The sequence below is a fragment of the Agaribacillus sp. DX54 genome, assembly GCF_056858335.1.
This window is the reverse complement of the sequence record NZ_JBXEQE010000001.1, coordinates 146,223-160,475: the sequence shown is the minus strand read 5'-3', so window position 1 is coordinate 160,475 and position 14,253 is coordinate 146,223. Positions and strand designations below refer to the sequence as shown.

Below are 14,253 nucleotides of genomic sequence, written 5' to 3'. Positions count from 1 at the left end.
GGTATGGATGAAAAGATCCTCCATAATTTAATTATAGACTACATTGACTCTCCTATCTGGTTGATCAATGAGCATTATGAGCTGCTTGCCTATAATGAATCGTTTGCGAAGGTTTTTGGACAGATTTCATCGGAAAATCAGGTACAAGGTGGGAATTTCATAGAGATATTTCACAAAAAAAATGAAACGGACGCCTGGAAATCAGCGGTTTGCGAGACTTTAGCGCATGGAAAATATAAATTTACCTATCCGGTCAAGATAAATGGCAAGCAGGCTTTTTTTGAAATAAAAACCTTTCTGATAAAGGCTCAGGGGGAAAGCAAACAGATCTCAATTATCGCCAATGACATCACTGAAAGAAAAGATTTCGAAAAAAAACTGGAAAGGCAAAATGCCAAATTCAAAAAAATAAACCTGGAATTGGATAACTTCGTATATAGCGTATCGCATCAAATCCGGGCCCCATTAACATCCCTGCTTGGATTGATCAACATCGCCAAAATCGACACTCCGGACAAAATTCACGAATACCTGGCTCACATGCAGGACAGTATAGAAAGCCTCGATCACACCGTACATGAAATAAACGACTATTCCAGAAATGCGCGTGTGGAACTTAAGGTGGAAAAAATCTCTTTTGGAAAAATCTGTGACGAAATCATTGACAATTACGGTTCCGGCAAAAAATTGAATGCCTTTAACATTGTCCGCGACATCGAAGACGTTTCGGATTTTTATTCAGATGCTAAACGCATCAAAGTCATCATATCCAATTTATTCTCCAATTCATTGAAATTTAATGACCTTGAAAAGGAGCAGTCCCATGTAAGCATTGAAATCAAAGTGCGGAAAAAGCTTGCTAAGATAACCGTAACAGATAATGGCGAAGGTATGCACCAGGAGTCATTGCCCAAAATTTTCGACATGTTCTATCGCGCTTCCCAAAGTGCCCGGGGGGCAGGGTTGGGACTCTACGTAGTGAAGGAAATAGTCAACAAGCTGAACGGCAAAATCGAAGTGGAATCCCAATTAGGAAAAGGCTCCAAGTTTACCATCGAATTACCCAGCCTTCAGTGATTTGAAACAACCTGTAATCCAGCCTGTGTAAAAACAACAATACCCAACCCACCATTCCAACACACCAAACCTCCCCCTAAGTCAACATACCCCCATCTACCTGGAAAACCTGCCCTGTGATATACGAAGACATATCAGAGGCAAGAAAAACCGCACAGTCAGCCACATCATCCGGAGAACCGCCACGCTTTAAAGGAATGGCATCACGCCAGCTTTGTACGGTTTTTTCATCGAGTACAGCGGTCATTTCGGTTTCAATAAACCCGGGGGCAATGGCATTGCAACGGATATTTCTGGAACCTAACTCCAGGGCTACTGATTTGGTAAAACCGACAATTCCGGCCTTAGAGGCAGCATAATTAGCTTGTCCTGCATTTCCTTTCAGGCCTACTACCGAGGTCAGATTAATGATTGAACCGCCACGTTGTTTCATAAACGTCCTCGTTGAAGCTTTGACAGTGTTAAAAACTGATTTCAGGTTTACGTCGATGACACTATCCCACATTTCCTCACTCATACGCATTAATAAATTATCTTTGGTGATACCGGCATTGTTGATGAGAATGTCTAACCTTTCAAAATCTTTCACAACATCATTGATCAAAGTTTCCGCAGCCGCAAAATCCGAAGCATCCGACCGGTAACCCTTAGCCTTAATCCCCATGGCATTGAGTTCATTCTGCAATGCCTCCCCTTTTTCAATACTGGACAAATAGGTAAAAGCTACATCGGCGCCATGTTCGGCAAATTTTTTGGCTATACCGTAACCGATTCCTTTGGATGCTCCGGTGATCAATGCTATTTTTCCTGCTAATAATTTCATAGATATGAAGTTTCTGTATAATATTAAGATAATAATGTCAATCTATAGGTCACTGCCCGCAAAATTCGCCCTAAATTATAGCTTCATTTTAATATATTAAAATGATTGTAAAAATAGTTGACAATCGCTTTATCCTCGCATTATCGGTGTTATCGACCGTTGTTATTTATTTTTATGCAAATCTTAAAGGATTAGGGCTGACACATGATTCCTATCAGTACTGGGAAAAGTCAGTCATTTTCGCCAGGAATCACTCCTTCAAAGAAATTGGCTTCACCACATTTTTCCCCTTTCAAAGCCTTGAAATCGTCATGCTGTCAATCATGGGTACCAACGCTCAGATGACGCTGAAGTACCTGCACGCATTTTTTTTAGGCGGCACTGTTTTTATTCATTTAATGGTTGCAAAAGAAATGTTCAGCAGTAAAAAAATGCTTGTAATTTATGCGGCCACATTGATATTCAGTACGCCGCTTTTAATGGTTCACAGCTTCATTTGGACCGAGCCGCTGTTTATATTTTTGGTCAGTCTGCAATGGTATTTGTTGTGGCTTTTTTTTCAACGCAAAACTTTCAACAGGCTGGTTGCCATACTATTCATTTCCCTGCTTTATTGTTGGCAAAGAAAGGCTGGTATGCTTTTCAGCCTCGGTTTATTGCTGGCATTAACCACACATTTTGTTTCTTCCAAAAAGCAAATTTTAGCTATATTCACCGCCCTGGCCCTGTTGATTTTTATCCTGTACGGTGGATTGGGAACCCCGAATTTTATAGGCGAATTTCCATTGTTAAGCAGCTTTTCAGTAAACCTGCAAAATTATTCGGATGCTTTAAGTGCCTGGCTATTCCCACTGCCGCTCAATTACCGGTTAAGGGTAGGCATATTTACCCTTTTGGTAATTTTCATGGGTTATCTGTTGTGGAAAACATGGCCGGAAATACAAGAAGAAAAAAGATCTTATATCACCGGTATTGTTTTTATCATACTCACTTATCTGGTGATCAGGCATTTTTATGATCGTCCGCACTTCGATGAAGCCGATCGATTTTTAGCTCCGATTTATCCTGGCGTTTTCTTTTTACTTATATTTGCAATGGAGCGGTTTGTCCTGAATACACGACAAAAGATTTTAAGGCTGGTACTTCCGGTAATCATGGCCCTTTGGTTGACTTATCCTGTGATAAGGACACTTAAAAACGCCAAAATGTGGCATAATAGAAACAAAATTCCGTTATTAATAGAAGAAAAAATTCAACGTGTAGATAAAAAATGACCGGAGAACCGAAAAGTGCATCCATCAAAACTAAAATCATGGTAGGTTTTAGTCTGGTAATATGTGGTGTGCTGTTTGTGGGATTCATTGCTTACAAAAGTTTTAACCTGCTGGTCAATTCTATCGACCAAATTTCCCAACCGGATATTAAGCTTACCCTGCTCAACAGGATTGTCAGGGATATTGCAGAAGCCGAAGTCATTCTCAGGGAGTCCACCCTGCGTTCCGGTAATGCCAGTCTGGAGCCATTTTTTGTGTACACAGACAGCGTTAACAGCCGGTTGGATTCGCTCAGGGTGCTCTTTGAAAATGAGGCTGAGACACTGGTAATGCTCGACAGCATTACCATATTAATCAATGAAAAATTGCAGGGGGCAGACGGATATGTTAAATTATATTCCCGCAAGAAAAAAACCGATTACTATAAAAAGGCCATCAATGAAATAACCGCCAAAGAAATTGCCAGCCCTGAAATAGACACCGGCCTGTTGCGTGATGAACAGCCCATCAACATAGACTCGGCGATACAGGTTTTGGACTCGATTACCAATCGAGGAATAGACAAAAAGAAAAAAGGATTTCTCAGGTCGCGGAAGAAAAAAAGAGAAGATTCTATAAAACTGGCGGAGGAAAAGGCAAAAACAAGGGCGCAAATTGAAATGGTATTATTGGATGAAATCAACAAGTCCAAGGAAAAAGACGAACTAATTACACCTGCCCAATCTGCGGTAGTCACAGACACGGTAACCAAAATCATTACCAATATAAAACGTGAGGAACAAAGGAGCGAATATGCTATTACGCAAAAGGAATTGGAAATCATTGAAAACAATTCGCTGATATTAAACCAGGTGAAGTTTTTAATCAATGAAATGGAATCCCATGAAGCGTATGAACACCGTCAAAATACCATAAAAGCGCAGGAAACTGCCAACGATGCCATCATGACCATCATAGGCACGGGCATATTAGGCACTTTCAGCGGCATTATGTTCATATACATTCTTTTTAATGACATCACCAAAAGAAACTATTACCGCCGTTTGCTGATAAAGGCACGGGAAAAAGCGATTAATGAAGCCAAGGCAAAAGAAGACTTCCTGGCCAATATGAGCCATGAAATCAGGACACCGCTTAATGCCATTTTGGGCTTTTCGGAACAACTTTCCAATACCAGCCTGGAAAAAACGCAGGATGAATACCTCAAAGCCATCCGCAGTTCCTCCTCACATTTGCTGGCCACTGTGAACGATGTACTTGATTTTTCCAAAATTCAGGCCAATAAGCTCTCGATCGAGGAAATTCCTTTTAAGCTGATCAATGTCATCAAAGATGTTTATGCAACGCTGAAACTAAAGGCAGAGCAAAAAAACATCGAGCTAAGATATAGTTTCGATGAAAATTTAAACCAGGTGTTGGCCGGGGATCCGTTCCGGTTGAAACAAATCCTTTTGAACCTGGTCAACAATGGTATTAAATTTACCCATGAAGGCTATGTAGAGATCAAAGCGGTTTTGGAAAAGGAGTTTAAGACCAAGGTAATTGCCCGGATCGAGGTGAATGACAGTGGCATCGGCATTGCAAAGGAGAATATACACAAAATATTTGAAGGCTTCAGTCAATCTGACTCAAGTACGACCAGAAAATACGGTGGAACCGGACTTGGGCTCACCATCAGCAAGAAACTGGTAGAACTACAAGGAGGCACCATGGAAGTAAACAGTGAGGTAAACAAAGGATCCTCCTTCATCGTTACGCTAACTTTCAAAAAAGGAAAGGACTTTAAACCGCTGCCCCGGGAAAGCACGCTTCCGTTCAATGGCAGTCAATTGTTCAGCGAGTATAAAGTGATCGTCATTGATGACGACAAGTTAAATTTGCACCTTACCGAAATAATATTTACCAGGTGGGGGTTAAATGCTGATTTTGTGATAGATGGTAAGGAAGCTATCAAAAAAATAGAAGAACATACCTACCACCTTATCATCACCGATATTCAAATGCCGAAATTCAGTGGCATTGATCTCGCCAAACATGTACGCGCACTGCAGGATCCCCGGAAGTCCAAAACCACCATCCTGGCATTCACCGCCAACGTCATGAAAGATGACATTCGGAAATACCTGGATTCAGGCATCAATGACTATTTGTTAAAACCATTTAAGGAGGCCCACCTTTTTAACAAAATCGCCGGCGCGCTGAAAATTGAAATTGAAAACGTGGCTGAAACCAACGGGCAGCACAAAGGCCAAAAAGACAAATCCCAAGATACCTCTAAACAGCCATTGTACGACTTAAGCGAAATATTACAGTTTACCGGGGAAAGAAACGAATCCTTGCTGGAGGTGTTGGAATCTTTTGTTAACAATACCAAAAACTCATTATTAATGATGGACAGCGGGCTAAAAAACAGGGATTGGGACAAAGTAAGTATGATGGGACATAAAATGCTGCCTTCATTTCAACATTTGAAAGTCACGGCTGCTATTCCTCTATTAAAAAAACTGGAAGGATTGGATCGCGGTAATGCCAGCGCTTCTGAAATCACTCCGCTGGTCCAAAAAGTCGAGACAATCGCTAAAACGGTAATCAAAGCCTTGAAAAAGGAAATTATTCTGCTCAAGCAGGAGTTAAGCACTAAGCAACTTCCCTAGATCACAGCGCAGGTTCGGTTGGTCTCCTATCTCACACAGGGGCATCCGCTCAAAAGTCGTTGCTATCCAAACAAATGAATAGCCTTTTGTGAAAGTACTTTCCCGGCTTCTACACTTCGATGTTAAATTGTTTGATTTTGTTATACAGTGTTTTTCGGTCAATATTAAGAATGCGTGCGGCTTTCGATTTGTTGTACTTGACCTGTTCCAGGGTGCGCAGGATCATTTCCTTTTCCTTTTTCTCCGTAACTGTTCTCAAGGCAATTCCCTCATCATCTTCCGGTGTATGGGGTGTATTGGCTTCACTTGGATATCTGATCTCATCGGGCAGGTTGGCCACGCCTAACGCTTTGTTTTTTTCCAGCAGCACAGCCCGTTTCAGGACATTTTTCAGCTCCCTGATATTGCCTGGCCATAAATAATTCAAAAACTTTTCGATAACATCAGCACCGATCTCCTCCACCTCTTTATCGAGTTCCTGGTTGGAGATTTTTAAAAAATGATAGGCAAACTCTTTGATATCGTTTCCTCTTTTTCTTAACGGCGGGATTTTTAGCTGAAACTCATTGATCCTGTGATAAAGATCCTCCCTGAACTCTCCCCTGCTCACAGCTTTCATCAAATCTTCATTGGTGGCCGCAATCAACCTCACATCTACTTCTATATCCACGTTGCCTCCCACCTTTCTGATCTTTCTCTCCTGCGTGGCCCTTAAAAGCTTGACTTGCACATCGTATGAAAGATTCCCTATTTCATCCAGAAAAAGCGTTCCGCCGTTAGCCACTTCAAACTGCCCTTTCTTTTCATTGGTCGCTCCGGTAAAAGACCCTTTTACATGGCCAAAAAGCTCGCTGGCTGCCAGCTCATCTGACAAGGCGCCGCAGTCAATGGCTACGAAAGGTTTATGACTTCGCTTGCTTTTTTGATGAATTAGTCTGGATACATACTCCTTGCCCGTTCCACTTTCTCCCTGTATCAAAATAGACATGTTGGTAGGCGCCACCAATTCAATGTGCTCATGAATTTTTTGAAAGACAGGGCTTTTTCCGCTGATGAACTGAAAATTTCCCGGAGTCGAAGGGCTCCTGGCCCCCGGTTGTGCCAATGATTTTTTTTCTTCAACCGACTCGAGCGCATGGTTAATGGTCGACAACACTTCGTCGGGATTGATCGGTTTGGTTACATATTCATAGGCGCCCATTTTGATTGCATTCACCGCCGTACGGATATTGGCGTAGCTGGTCATCAAAATTACAGGAGTGTGCGGTACAATTTTTTTAATATTTTTTAGCAAATCAAGACCGTTTATATCCGGTAATCTGAAATCTGTAAGAATAATATCGAAGTCTTCTTGTTGAATGGCTTTAATACTTTGTCTGGCATTGTGAACCTCATGCGCATTAAATCCTTTTTTGTTCAAAAATGATTTCAACATCAAGCAAAAGGTTGGGTCATCGTCAATAATAAGTACTTTTGACATAGAGTACGATTGTAGATAGATTTAATTAAGTTTATTGCACTTAAATTTAACCAGAAAAGTTTAAACTAACGCTAACATGGCAAAAAAAAGAAACCCTCCTTGCCGGAGGGTTTTCAGACGTTTTGGTTGATTATGGATATAAATTATTGGTCTGTAATTATGTTGGTCTCTAATTTTAATATTCAGGACACCTGTTTTTAATCTTTGTTGAAAAAAGACCCTTTCAGAAATTTCTTGCTGAAAGAGTCTTTTGAGCAAAGTCCCAAATTAAATCACTACTACTATCTTCCTCAGATTAAGCATAATAAAATTATTATTCTCAACTCCGAAAGTTAGCGTTTTTACTTCTGACCAATAATATAGAAAAACTGTGCCAAAACCATTATGATACGAAAATATGCTGATTTATAACCATTTAGGATTATATGAAGAATTCATCATTATTAAATGGTAAAAAAATCTGGTGTATTATCTCAACACTGTGTAGAAAAAATCCACACACAACAAGTTTATGAATGATTGATACAGGCTGATAGTTACTGATTTTATCCTGATTGTGGAATAACAGGATTAAAAATCCCTGCCGGGGGTTTTTTGAATAATTCCATGATTTTTTTCTATCACCAAAAAACATAAATTTGTGGCAATGTAAATCAGGTAACGTTAAACACACAATATATGTCCGTAAAATATGATCTTATTGTAATAGGAAGTGGCCCAGGAGGTTATGTGGCTGCCATTCGAGCCTCTCAACTGGGTATGAAAGTTGGTGTGGTAGAGAAGGCCGAGTTAGGTGGAATTTGTTTGAACTGGGGTTGTATCCCCACCAAGGCATTATTGAAAAGTGCACAGGTATTTGACTATATATCCCATGCCGGGGATTATGGGGTTGATATAAAAGGGGCAACGGTCAATTTCGAAGGAATGATAAAACGAAGCAGGGATGTGGCCGGTTCTATGAGCAAAGGAATCAGCTTTTTGTTCAGAAAAAACAAAATCGACCATATTGACGGGTTTGGGAAATTGAAAGCCAATAAAACCGTAGCGGTAAAAGACGAAAAAGGAAAGATCACGGATTATCAGGCGGACCACATTATCGTTGCGACCGGAGGCAGGTCAAGGGAACTTCCGGCGATTCCAATAGACGGAAAAAAAATCATAGAATACCGAAAAGCCATGTCACTTGACAAGCAGCCTAAGACTATGGTAGTAGTTGGCTCAGGGGCGATTGGTGTGGAGTTTGCCTACTTTTACAACGCTATAGGCACCAAAGTAACTATCGTTGAGTTCATGCCGGAAATAGTTCCGATAGAGGATGAAGAGGTTTCCAAACAATTGGAAAGGAGCTTCAAAAAATCCGGCATCGAGATTATGAAAAGCTCGGAGGTAACCGCTGTTGACACGAAAGGGACCAAATGTAAGGTAACCGTAAAGACACCAAAAGGTGAAACTACCCTGGAATGCGATATTGTACTTTCCGCAGTAGGTATTGCCACCAACCTCGAGGGCATCGGACTTGAAGATGTCGGGGTGGCCACCGACAAGGGTAAAATTGTGGTTGATGATTTTTACAGAACCAATATTCCCGGCATCTACGCAATAGGTGATATTGTACATGGTCCTGCACTGGCTCACGTAGCTTCCGCAGAGGGGATCATCTGTGTGGAAAAAATTGCCGGCCAATCGCCGGAACCCCTGGACTACAACAATATTCCGGGCTGCACCTACTGTAATCCGGAAGTTGCTTCTGTAGGATATACTGAAAAAGCGGCTAAAGAGGCCGGCTACGACATCAAGGTAGGTAAGTTTCCGTTTTCAGCATCTGGTAAGGCCAAGGCCGCAGGCGCTACGGAGGGCTTCATAAAAGTAATCTACGATGCCAAGTACGGAGAATGGCTTGGCGCACATATGATCGGTGCCAATGTTACGGAAATGATCGCTGAAGTGGTGGCCGCCCGCAAACTGGAAACCACAGGACATGAAATTATCAAATCCGTGCATCCTCATCCTACCATGTCGGAAGCCATTATGGAAGCAACTGCCGCCGCTTATGACGAGGTGATTCACCTTTAACTATAAAGCAGACCATATTAAATAAAAGCGAATCAAACCATTCGCTTTTTTTATTCCCTGTTTAAAAACCGCGCTCCGGCCTGCATGACTGCATAGGTTTTGACAGCCTTGTATTCCTGCTCATTCATCTGCTCACTTGCTTTGCCACAAGCCGGCGGCCGGAAGGTTTTGTCAGTCTCCCACCACTTTCTGGCGTGTTCCTTTACCTGTGCTTTCTCAACATCAAACATTTCAACACAGTAATCACACACAATCCACGCCTGATCTTTCTCACTGTATTTATTAAAAATCATATGTCTCATCTTTGTAGCCATAGCGTCACTCGACTCAAAGTGCGCTTTGGTATAGGAAATCGTTTCAGGTTCAACCATCAGCTTATCCCAAAACGAATTAGAAGTGACTATTTGAGAAGAGGTCAAAATATTTCCTTCCTCGTACTCCATACCCGATTTACATATGTTGCACTGAGCGCCTGGTTTTTTCTTCTTCTTAAATGGGTTAAATGAAAATGCCATACTGATTGTTGTTATTTTGAATAATTTGACCCGATACCTTATTTATAACTAACAAATGTAACGGTTTAATTATGAAAATTTATATAAATGGTCAATAATAAAGCTATGTAAGTTTCATGACCTTTTAAAAAAAATAGCCACAGGGCTAAAAAGTAAATTTGTTCAGTGTGGTTTCATGGATGAAATAAGTAAGTAGAAAGCTTATGAATAGAACGATAAAACTTACAGTCGGTGCAGGGCTCTTGCTGTTTGTCAATTTGGTATCAGCACAAAACAAATCCATTTTTTACATCAAAACTTTCAATGCCAACGGTGTGGCTATTAACTCAGGTACCGGTTTTTTTATTGACAAAGCCGGAAAAGGTATTGCCCTGAGCAAAACTTTTAAGGATGCCGATCATGCCCAGGTCATTTTAGAAGACAGCACTGTTTTTAAGGTAGGCAAAATTATTGGTGAAAATGAAAAAATTGGACTGGTAAAGTTTGATTTACAGGATTTTACCGGAAAGGGTAGCCCCGTAAACCTTATAAATCATCCCTATAAGAAAAATGAAAAACTCAGCCTCTTTGTAAGAAATGAATTCGATCGGCTTGATAAAACAACCGTAACGGTGACCGATCTGGGAAAATCCAAAATGTTTGGCGGATGGGCGCTGGTAAACAGTGAAAGTGTCGTTAAGGAAGGGGGGCCGGCTATTAATGGCCAAGGTGCAGTGGTAGCACTGAATATTGGAAATCTTCAGGGTAATTCCGGATCACTTGCCCTGGTCGATCAGGCTTTTATGTCCGATATAAAATCCAAAAACCTTAAGCTGAAAGATTGGGCAAAGGGTTATAAACCGGACCGGAGCTTCATGAAAGGTTTGATAGCTTTTCAACAAAAAAACATGGTTGAGGCCAATGCATCGATCAATAAAGCCAAAGCCATCTTTACAAATAACCAGGATGTATGGTTACTGGCTGCCTTTATAAGCCAACAACAAAATAAAACAACAGCCACGCTGGCAGCTTTGGACAAGGTGATTGCACTGGATAATAAAAACACCTTTGCACTTTCTTTGCGAGGGCAAATCCATTTTGATCAAAAAGCCTACAAAAAAGCCCTTTCGGATTTAAATGAAGCCATCAAACTCAGGTTTCAGGATGCTGCCACCTTCGCCGTTCGTGGCAGGACAAAATATGAATTGAAAGATATTACCGGTGCCAGAGAAGATTTGCAAAGGGCCATCGAAATAGGGGATGCCTCTCCTGAAAACTACTTTTATCTGGGAAATGCCCAATTCAGGTTAAAAAAATACGAAGCAGCCATAGCCGCCTTCAACAAGGCGGAACAGCAAGGACTCAAGGATGAAGTGTTTTTCAACAATGCAGGCAAAGCCCGTTTTTACCTGGAAAAGCATCAGGCCGCTATCGAATATTATAACAAAGCCATAGCCCTTAACAGCACGTATGAAAAGGCCCATGCCAACAGGGCCCGTGCCAGGCTGCGGTTAAAAGACTGGAAAGGGGTGGTTGAAGACGGGGAAAAGGCCATCACCCTGGGGAATAAAGATCCCAGGCTCCTATCCGAATTAGGCCAGGCCCATTTTGCGTTAAAAAACTTTGAAAAATCCAATCAATACTTCAAGCAAATCATTACTACGGATTTAGCTACACAGGAGGTCTGGCTCAAAAAGGGGCAGTCAAGCTATCATCTCAAAGACTATCAATCAGCAGACAGGGAATTTGGCAAAGCCCTGGAAAAAGGAGAAGTTGCCGGAGCGATTTACCTTTTATCGGCACTTTCCAGATATCAGATTAAAGATTTTAAGGGGTGTATCGAATCGGCGGTAAAGGCCGCCGCAAAAGGTGTCGATCAAAAAGACCTATGGACGGTCAGCGGACATGCGAGGTATGCCCTCAAACAATATGATGAAGCCGAAGGTGATTTTCGCAAAGCCATCAGTGCAGGCGCCAATGAGACAGACCTGTATTATAAACTCGCCAACATTCTGTTCAGAAAAGAACAATATAAAGAAGCCATCACCCATTACAACCGGGCCATAGGTATGGGCATGGAAGATGAAATCATTTTTAATAACCGGGGCAAGGCGAAGTTAAATACCGAAGACTATGCCGGTGCCATCGCCGATTTTGACCAGGCCATCAGAATTCAACCCGGTTACCTGAAAGCCTTTGCCAACCGGGGACAGGCCAGGTACCTGTCAAAAGACTATGAGGGCGCCATCGCGGATTTAGAACGCGCCATCCATGCCTCTGATGACAAACGGCAGTTAAATACGATGTTGGGGTATGCAAACTATGAAATACAAGACCAAGATGGAGCAATGCAATATCTGAATAAAGCCATTGAACTTGGTCAGACCGAAGGCAAGGCCTATCACTACCGGGGCAACTTACATTTTGTCAAAGAAAACTATAAACCGGCCATAGAGGATCTTTCAAAAGCTAAAAGCAAAGGTTTGGATAACGGGGAAATTAATGAGAAAATCGGCATTGGACATTATATTTTAAAAAACTACAAGGCCGCTGTCACTTATTTCACCGAATCCATTCGGCAAGGAACCAAAAATCAGGAAATATTTGCCCGGAGAGGTCATAGTCATTACCTGCTGAAAGATTACCAAAAAGCCATAACAGATTACCAGCAAGCCATTGATTCGGGAAATGAGGAGGGGCAGGTAGCCTTCGACCTGGGTAATGCGCATTTTAGGATGGAAGCATTTGAAAAAGCAATCAAAGCGTATGACCGGGCCATTACCCTGGGTTTAAAAAATCCGGTTTTGTTGAATAACCGTGGTAAGGCCAAAGCTGAACTGGAGAAATATGAAGAAGCCGTGAAAGATTATAACACTGCCCTGGCTATGGATGCCAATTATGGCAAGGCTTATCTCAACCGGGGTACAGCTAAATATGTGCTGAATGATTTTCAGGGTGTGTATGAGGATATGCTTCGGGCCCGGGAATTAGGAGAGAAAGACAAGTCGATCGACTTTTATCTTGGCTACGCACTTTACCACCAGAAAAAATACGAAGCGGCCATTGCCCACCTCAACAAGGCCCGGGCGGCAGGTGTAAAGGATCATAAACTGCTCACAGCCAGGGGACGGTCTTACTATTTTAATCAGGACATCGATGAGGCTATTGCCGATCTTTCAAAAGTGGTAAAAAATGAAAAGGCTGAAAAAGAAGATTATTACTGCCTCGGGAATGCCTTGTACGAAAAAAAAGCCTATAAGGAAGCACTCCCTCATCTCGATAAAGCCATCCGGCTCGGTATAGAAGATCATATTGTCTACAAGCATCGCGGCCACACCAGGTATGAAGGTAAAAACTATCACGGCGCTTTGGAGGACTTCGATAAAGCGATCAGTTTTAACCCAAAAGATGGGGAAACATTCAGCCTTAGGGGAAACTGCCAGTTTAAACTCAAAGATCATCCTAAAGCCATAGAGGACTATACCCAGGCCATAACGCTCGGAGATAAAAAAGCAATGGTGTATAACAACCGGGGAAAAGCCAAACAGTTACTGGAAAACTTTGAAGAGGCTTTGAAGGATTATGACCGGGCCATTGAAATCGATGCAGCCTATGGAAGGGCTTATGAAAACAGGGGCGCCACCCATTTTCATCTTAAAAATTATGAGGCGGTCATTAAAGATTTTGAGATGCTGGAAAGTCTGGGAGATGTTAACAAAAGGGTATTGTTTTTCATGGCAGAAAGTCATTTTCATTTGAAAAACCATGCTCAGGCCATCACCTATTACCAGGAAGCTGAAAACAGCCAATTTCAAAATAAAGAATTGTACTTCCACCGCGGACAGTGCTATATGGCCATTAAATCATACGGCAACGCCGTGAAGGATTTTGAAAATACCTTAAAATATGTGAATGACAACCCTCAGATTTTTTTATACAAAGCCGAGGCACATATGTATCTTACCCAGGATCTTGCCGCCATTGAAGATTTGGGGCAGGCTATCGACTTAAGCCCTGACAATGCCGATGCTTACTTCAACAGGGGTGTTTTGTATGAAGGAAAAGAGCAGTTGGCCGAAGCATTGAAAGACTATGATAAATCCATAGAAATCGACCCTGGATATGCCGTTGCCTATTACCACCGGGGCAACCTGAAATCAAATATGGAAAACTATGGTGCCGCCTTGTCCGATTTCAATAAGGCCATTGAACTGGAAAAAAGTAATGCCTCATATTTTAAGGGACGCGCCAATGTAAAATACCGATTGAACGATGCTTCTGCGTGTGAGGATTGGCAGCAGGCTGCCAATTTAGGTGATACAAAATCCGCATTTTTCATCAAACAATACTGCAAGTAGTTGGGTATTTGAAGCCACTC

Annotated in this window: 8 protein-coding genes; 5 read left to right on the top strand and 3 right to left on the bottom strand. The window is 41.8% G+C overall.

Annotation, left to right across the window (positions count from 1 at the left end; translation table 11 throughout):
- The first annotated feature begins 3 nt into the window (after positions 1 to 3).
- Positions 4 to 1,077: a sensor histidine kinase gene (locus AC04NP_RS00640; RefSeq protein WP_482857365.1), complete on the top strand. Its 1,074-nt coding sequence runs from the start codon at positions 4 to 6 to the stop codon at positions 1,075 to 1,077.
- A gap of 76 nt (positions 1,078 to 1,153) precedes the next feature.
- Here the strand turns inward: AC04NP_RS00640 and fabG are convergent, their stop codons facing one another.
- Positions 1,154 to 1,900, bottom strand: coding sequence for a 3-oxoacyl-[acyl-carrier-protein] reductase (fabG, locus tag AC04NP_RS00635; protein WP_482857364.1), 747 nt, complete (start codon positions 1,898 to 1,900; stop codon positions 1,154 to 1,156).
- Positions 1,901 to 2,001: 101 nt separating this feature from the next.
- Between fabG and AC04NP_RS00630 the strand changes: the two genes are divergently transcribed.
- Positions 2,002 to 3,174: a hypothetical protein gene (locus AC04NP_RS00630; protein ID WP_482857363.1), complete on the top strand. Its 1,173-nt coding sequence runs from the start codon at positions 2,002 to 2,004 to the stop codon at positions 3,172 to 3,174.
- Entirely contained in the window at positions 3,171 to 5,828 is a 2,658-nt protein-coding gene (locus AC04NP_RS00625; RefSeq protein ID WP_482857362.1) for an ATP-binding protein, read from the top strand. Before AC04NP_RS00630 ends, AC04NP_RS00625 begins: the two co-directional genes overlap by 4 nt.
- Positions 5,829 to 5,937: 109 nt before the next feature.
- On the opposite strand, the gene AC04NP_RS00620 is transcribed toward AC04NP_RS00625, so the two are convergent.
- The gene (locus tag AC04NP_RS00620) at positions 5,938 to 7,308 is read right to left on the bottom strand and encodes a sigma-54-dependent transcriptional regulator (RefSeq protein ID WP_482857361.1); all 1,371 of its coding nucleotides are present in this window, start codon (positions 7,306 to 7,308) and stop codon (positions 5,938 to 5,940) included.
- Between the two features lie 678 nt (positions 7,309 to 7,986).
- Between AC04NP_RS00620 and lpdA the strand changes: the two genes are divergently transcribed.
- Entirely contained in the window at positions 7,987 to 9,381 is a 1,395-nt protein-coding gene (lpdA, locus tag AC04NP_RS00615; RefSeq protein WP_482857360.1) for a dihydrolipoyl dehydrogenase, read from the top strand.
- 50 nt (positions 9,382 to 9,431) lie between these two features.
- Here lpdA and AC04NP_RS00610 read toward each other — a convergent pair whose 3' ends face one another.
- Entirely contained in the window at positions 9,432 to 9,896 is a 465-nt protein-coding gene (locus AC04NP_RS00610) for a hypothetical protein (RefSeq protein WP_482857359.1), read from the bottom strand.
- A gap of 203 nt (positions 9,897 to 10,099) precedes the next feature.
- Here AC04NP_RS00610 and AC04NP_RS00605 point away from each other — a divergent pair, with 203 nt between their 5' ends.
- Positions 10,100 to 14,233 (top strand): tetratricopeptide repeat protein, encoded by a 4,134-nt coding sequence (locus AC04NP_RS00605; protein ID WP_482857358.1) that lies wholly within the window; start codon positions 10,100 to 10,102, stop codon positions 14,231 to 14,233.
- Positions 14,234 to 14,253: the final 20 nt, after the last annotated feature.

Bases quoted from the DNA above. Each gene is read 5' to 3' on its own strand.
- AC04NP_RS00640 (WP_482857365.1), top strand. From the start codon at position 4: ATGGATGAAAAGATCCTCCATAATTTAATTATAGACTACATTGACTCT.
- fabG (WP_482857364.1), bottom strand. From the start codon at position 1,900: ATGAAATTATTAGCAGGAAAAATAGCATTGATCACCGGAGCATCCAAA.
- AC04NP_RS00630 (WP_482857363.1), top strand. From the start codon at position 2,002: ATGATTGTAAAAATAGTTGACAATCGCTTTATCCTCGCATTATCGGTG.
- AC04NP_RS00625 (WP_482857362.1), top strand. From the start codon at position 3,171: ATGACCGGAGAACCGAAAAGTGCATCCATCAAAACTAAAATCATGGTA.
- AC04NP_RS00620 (WP_482857361.1), bottom strand. From the start codon at position 7,308: ATGTCAAAAGTACTTATTATTGACGATGACCCAACCTTTTGCTTGATG.
- lpdA (WP_482857360.1), top strand. From the start codon at position 7,987: ATGTCCGTAAAATATGATCTTATTGTAATAGGAAGTGGCCCAGGAGGT.
- AC04NP_RS00610 (WP_482857359.1), bottom strand. From the start codon at position 9,896: ATGGCATTTTCATTTAACCCATTTAAGAAGAAGAAAAAACCAGGCGCT.
- AC04NP_RS00605 (WP_482857358.1), top strand. From the start codon at position 10,100: ATGAATAGAACGATAAAACTTACAGTCGGTGCAGGGCTCTTGCTGTTT.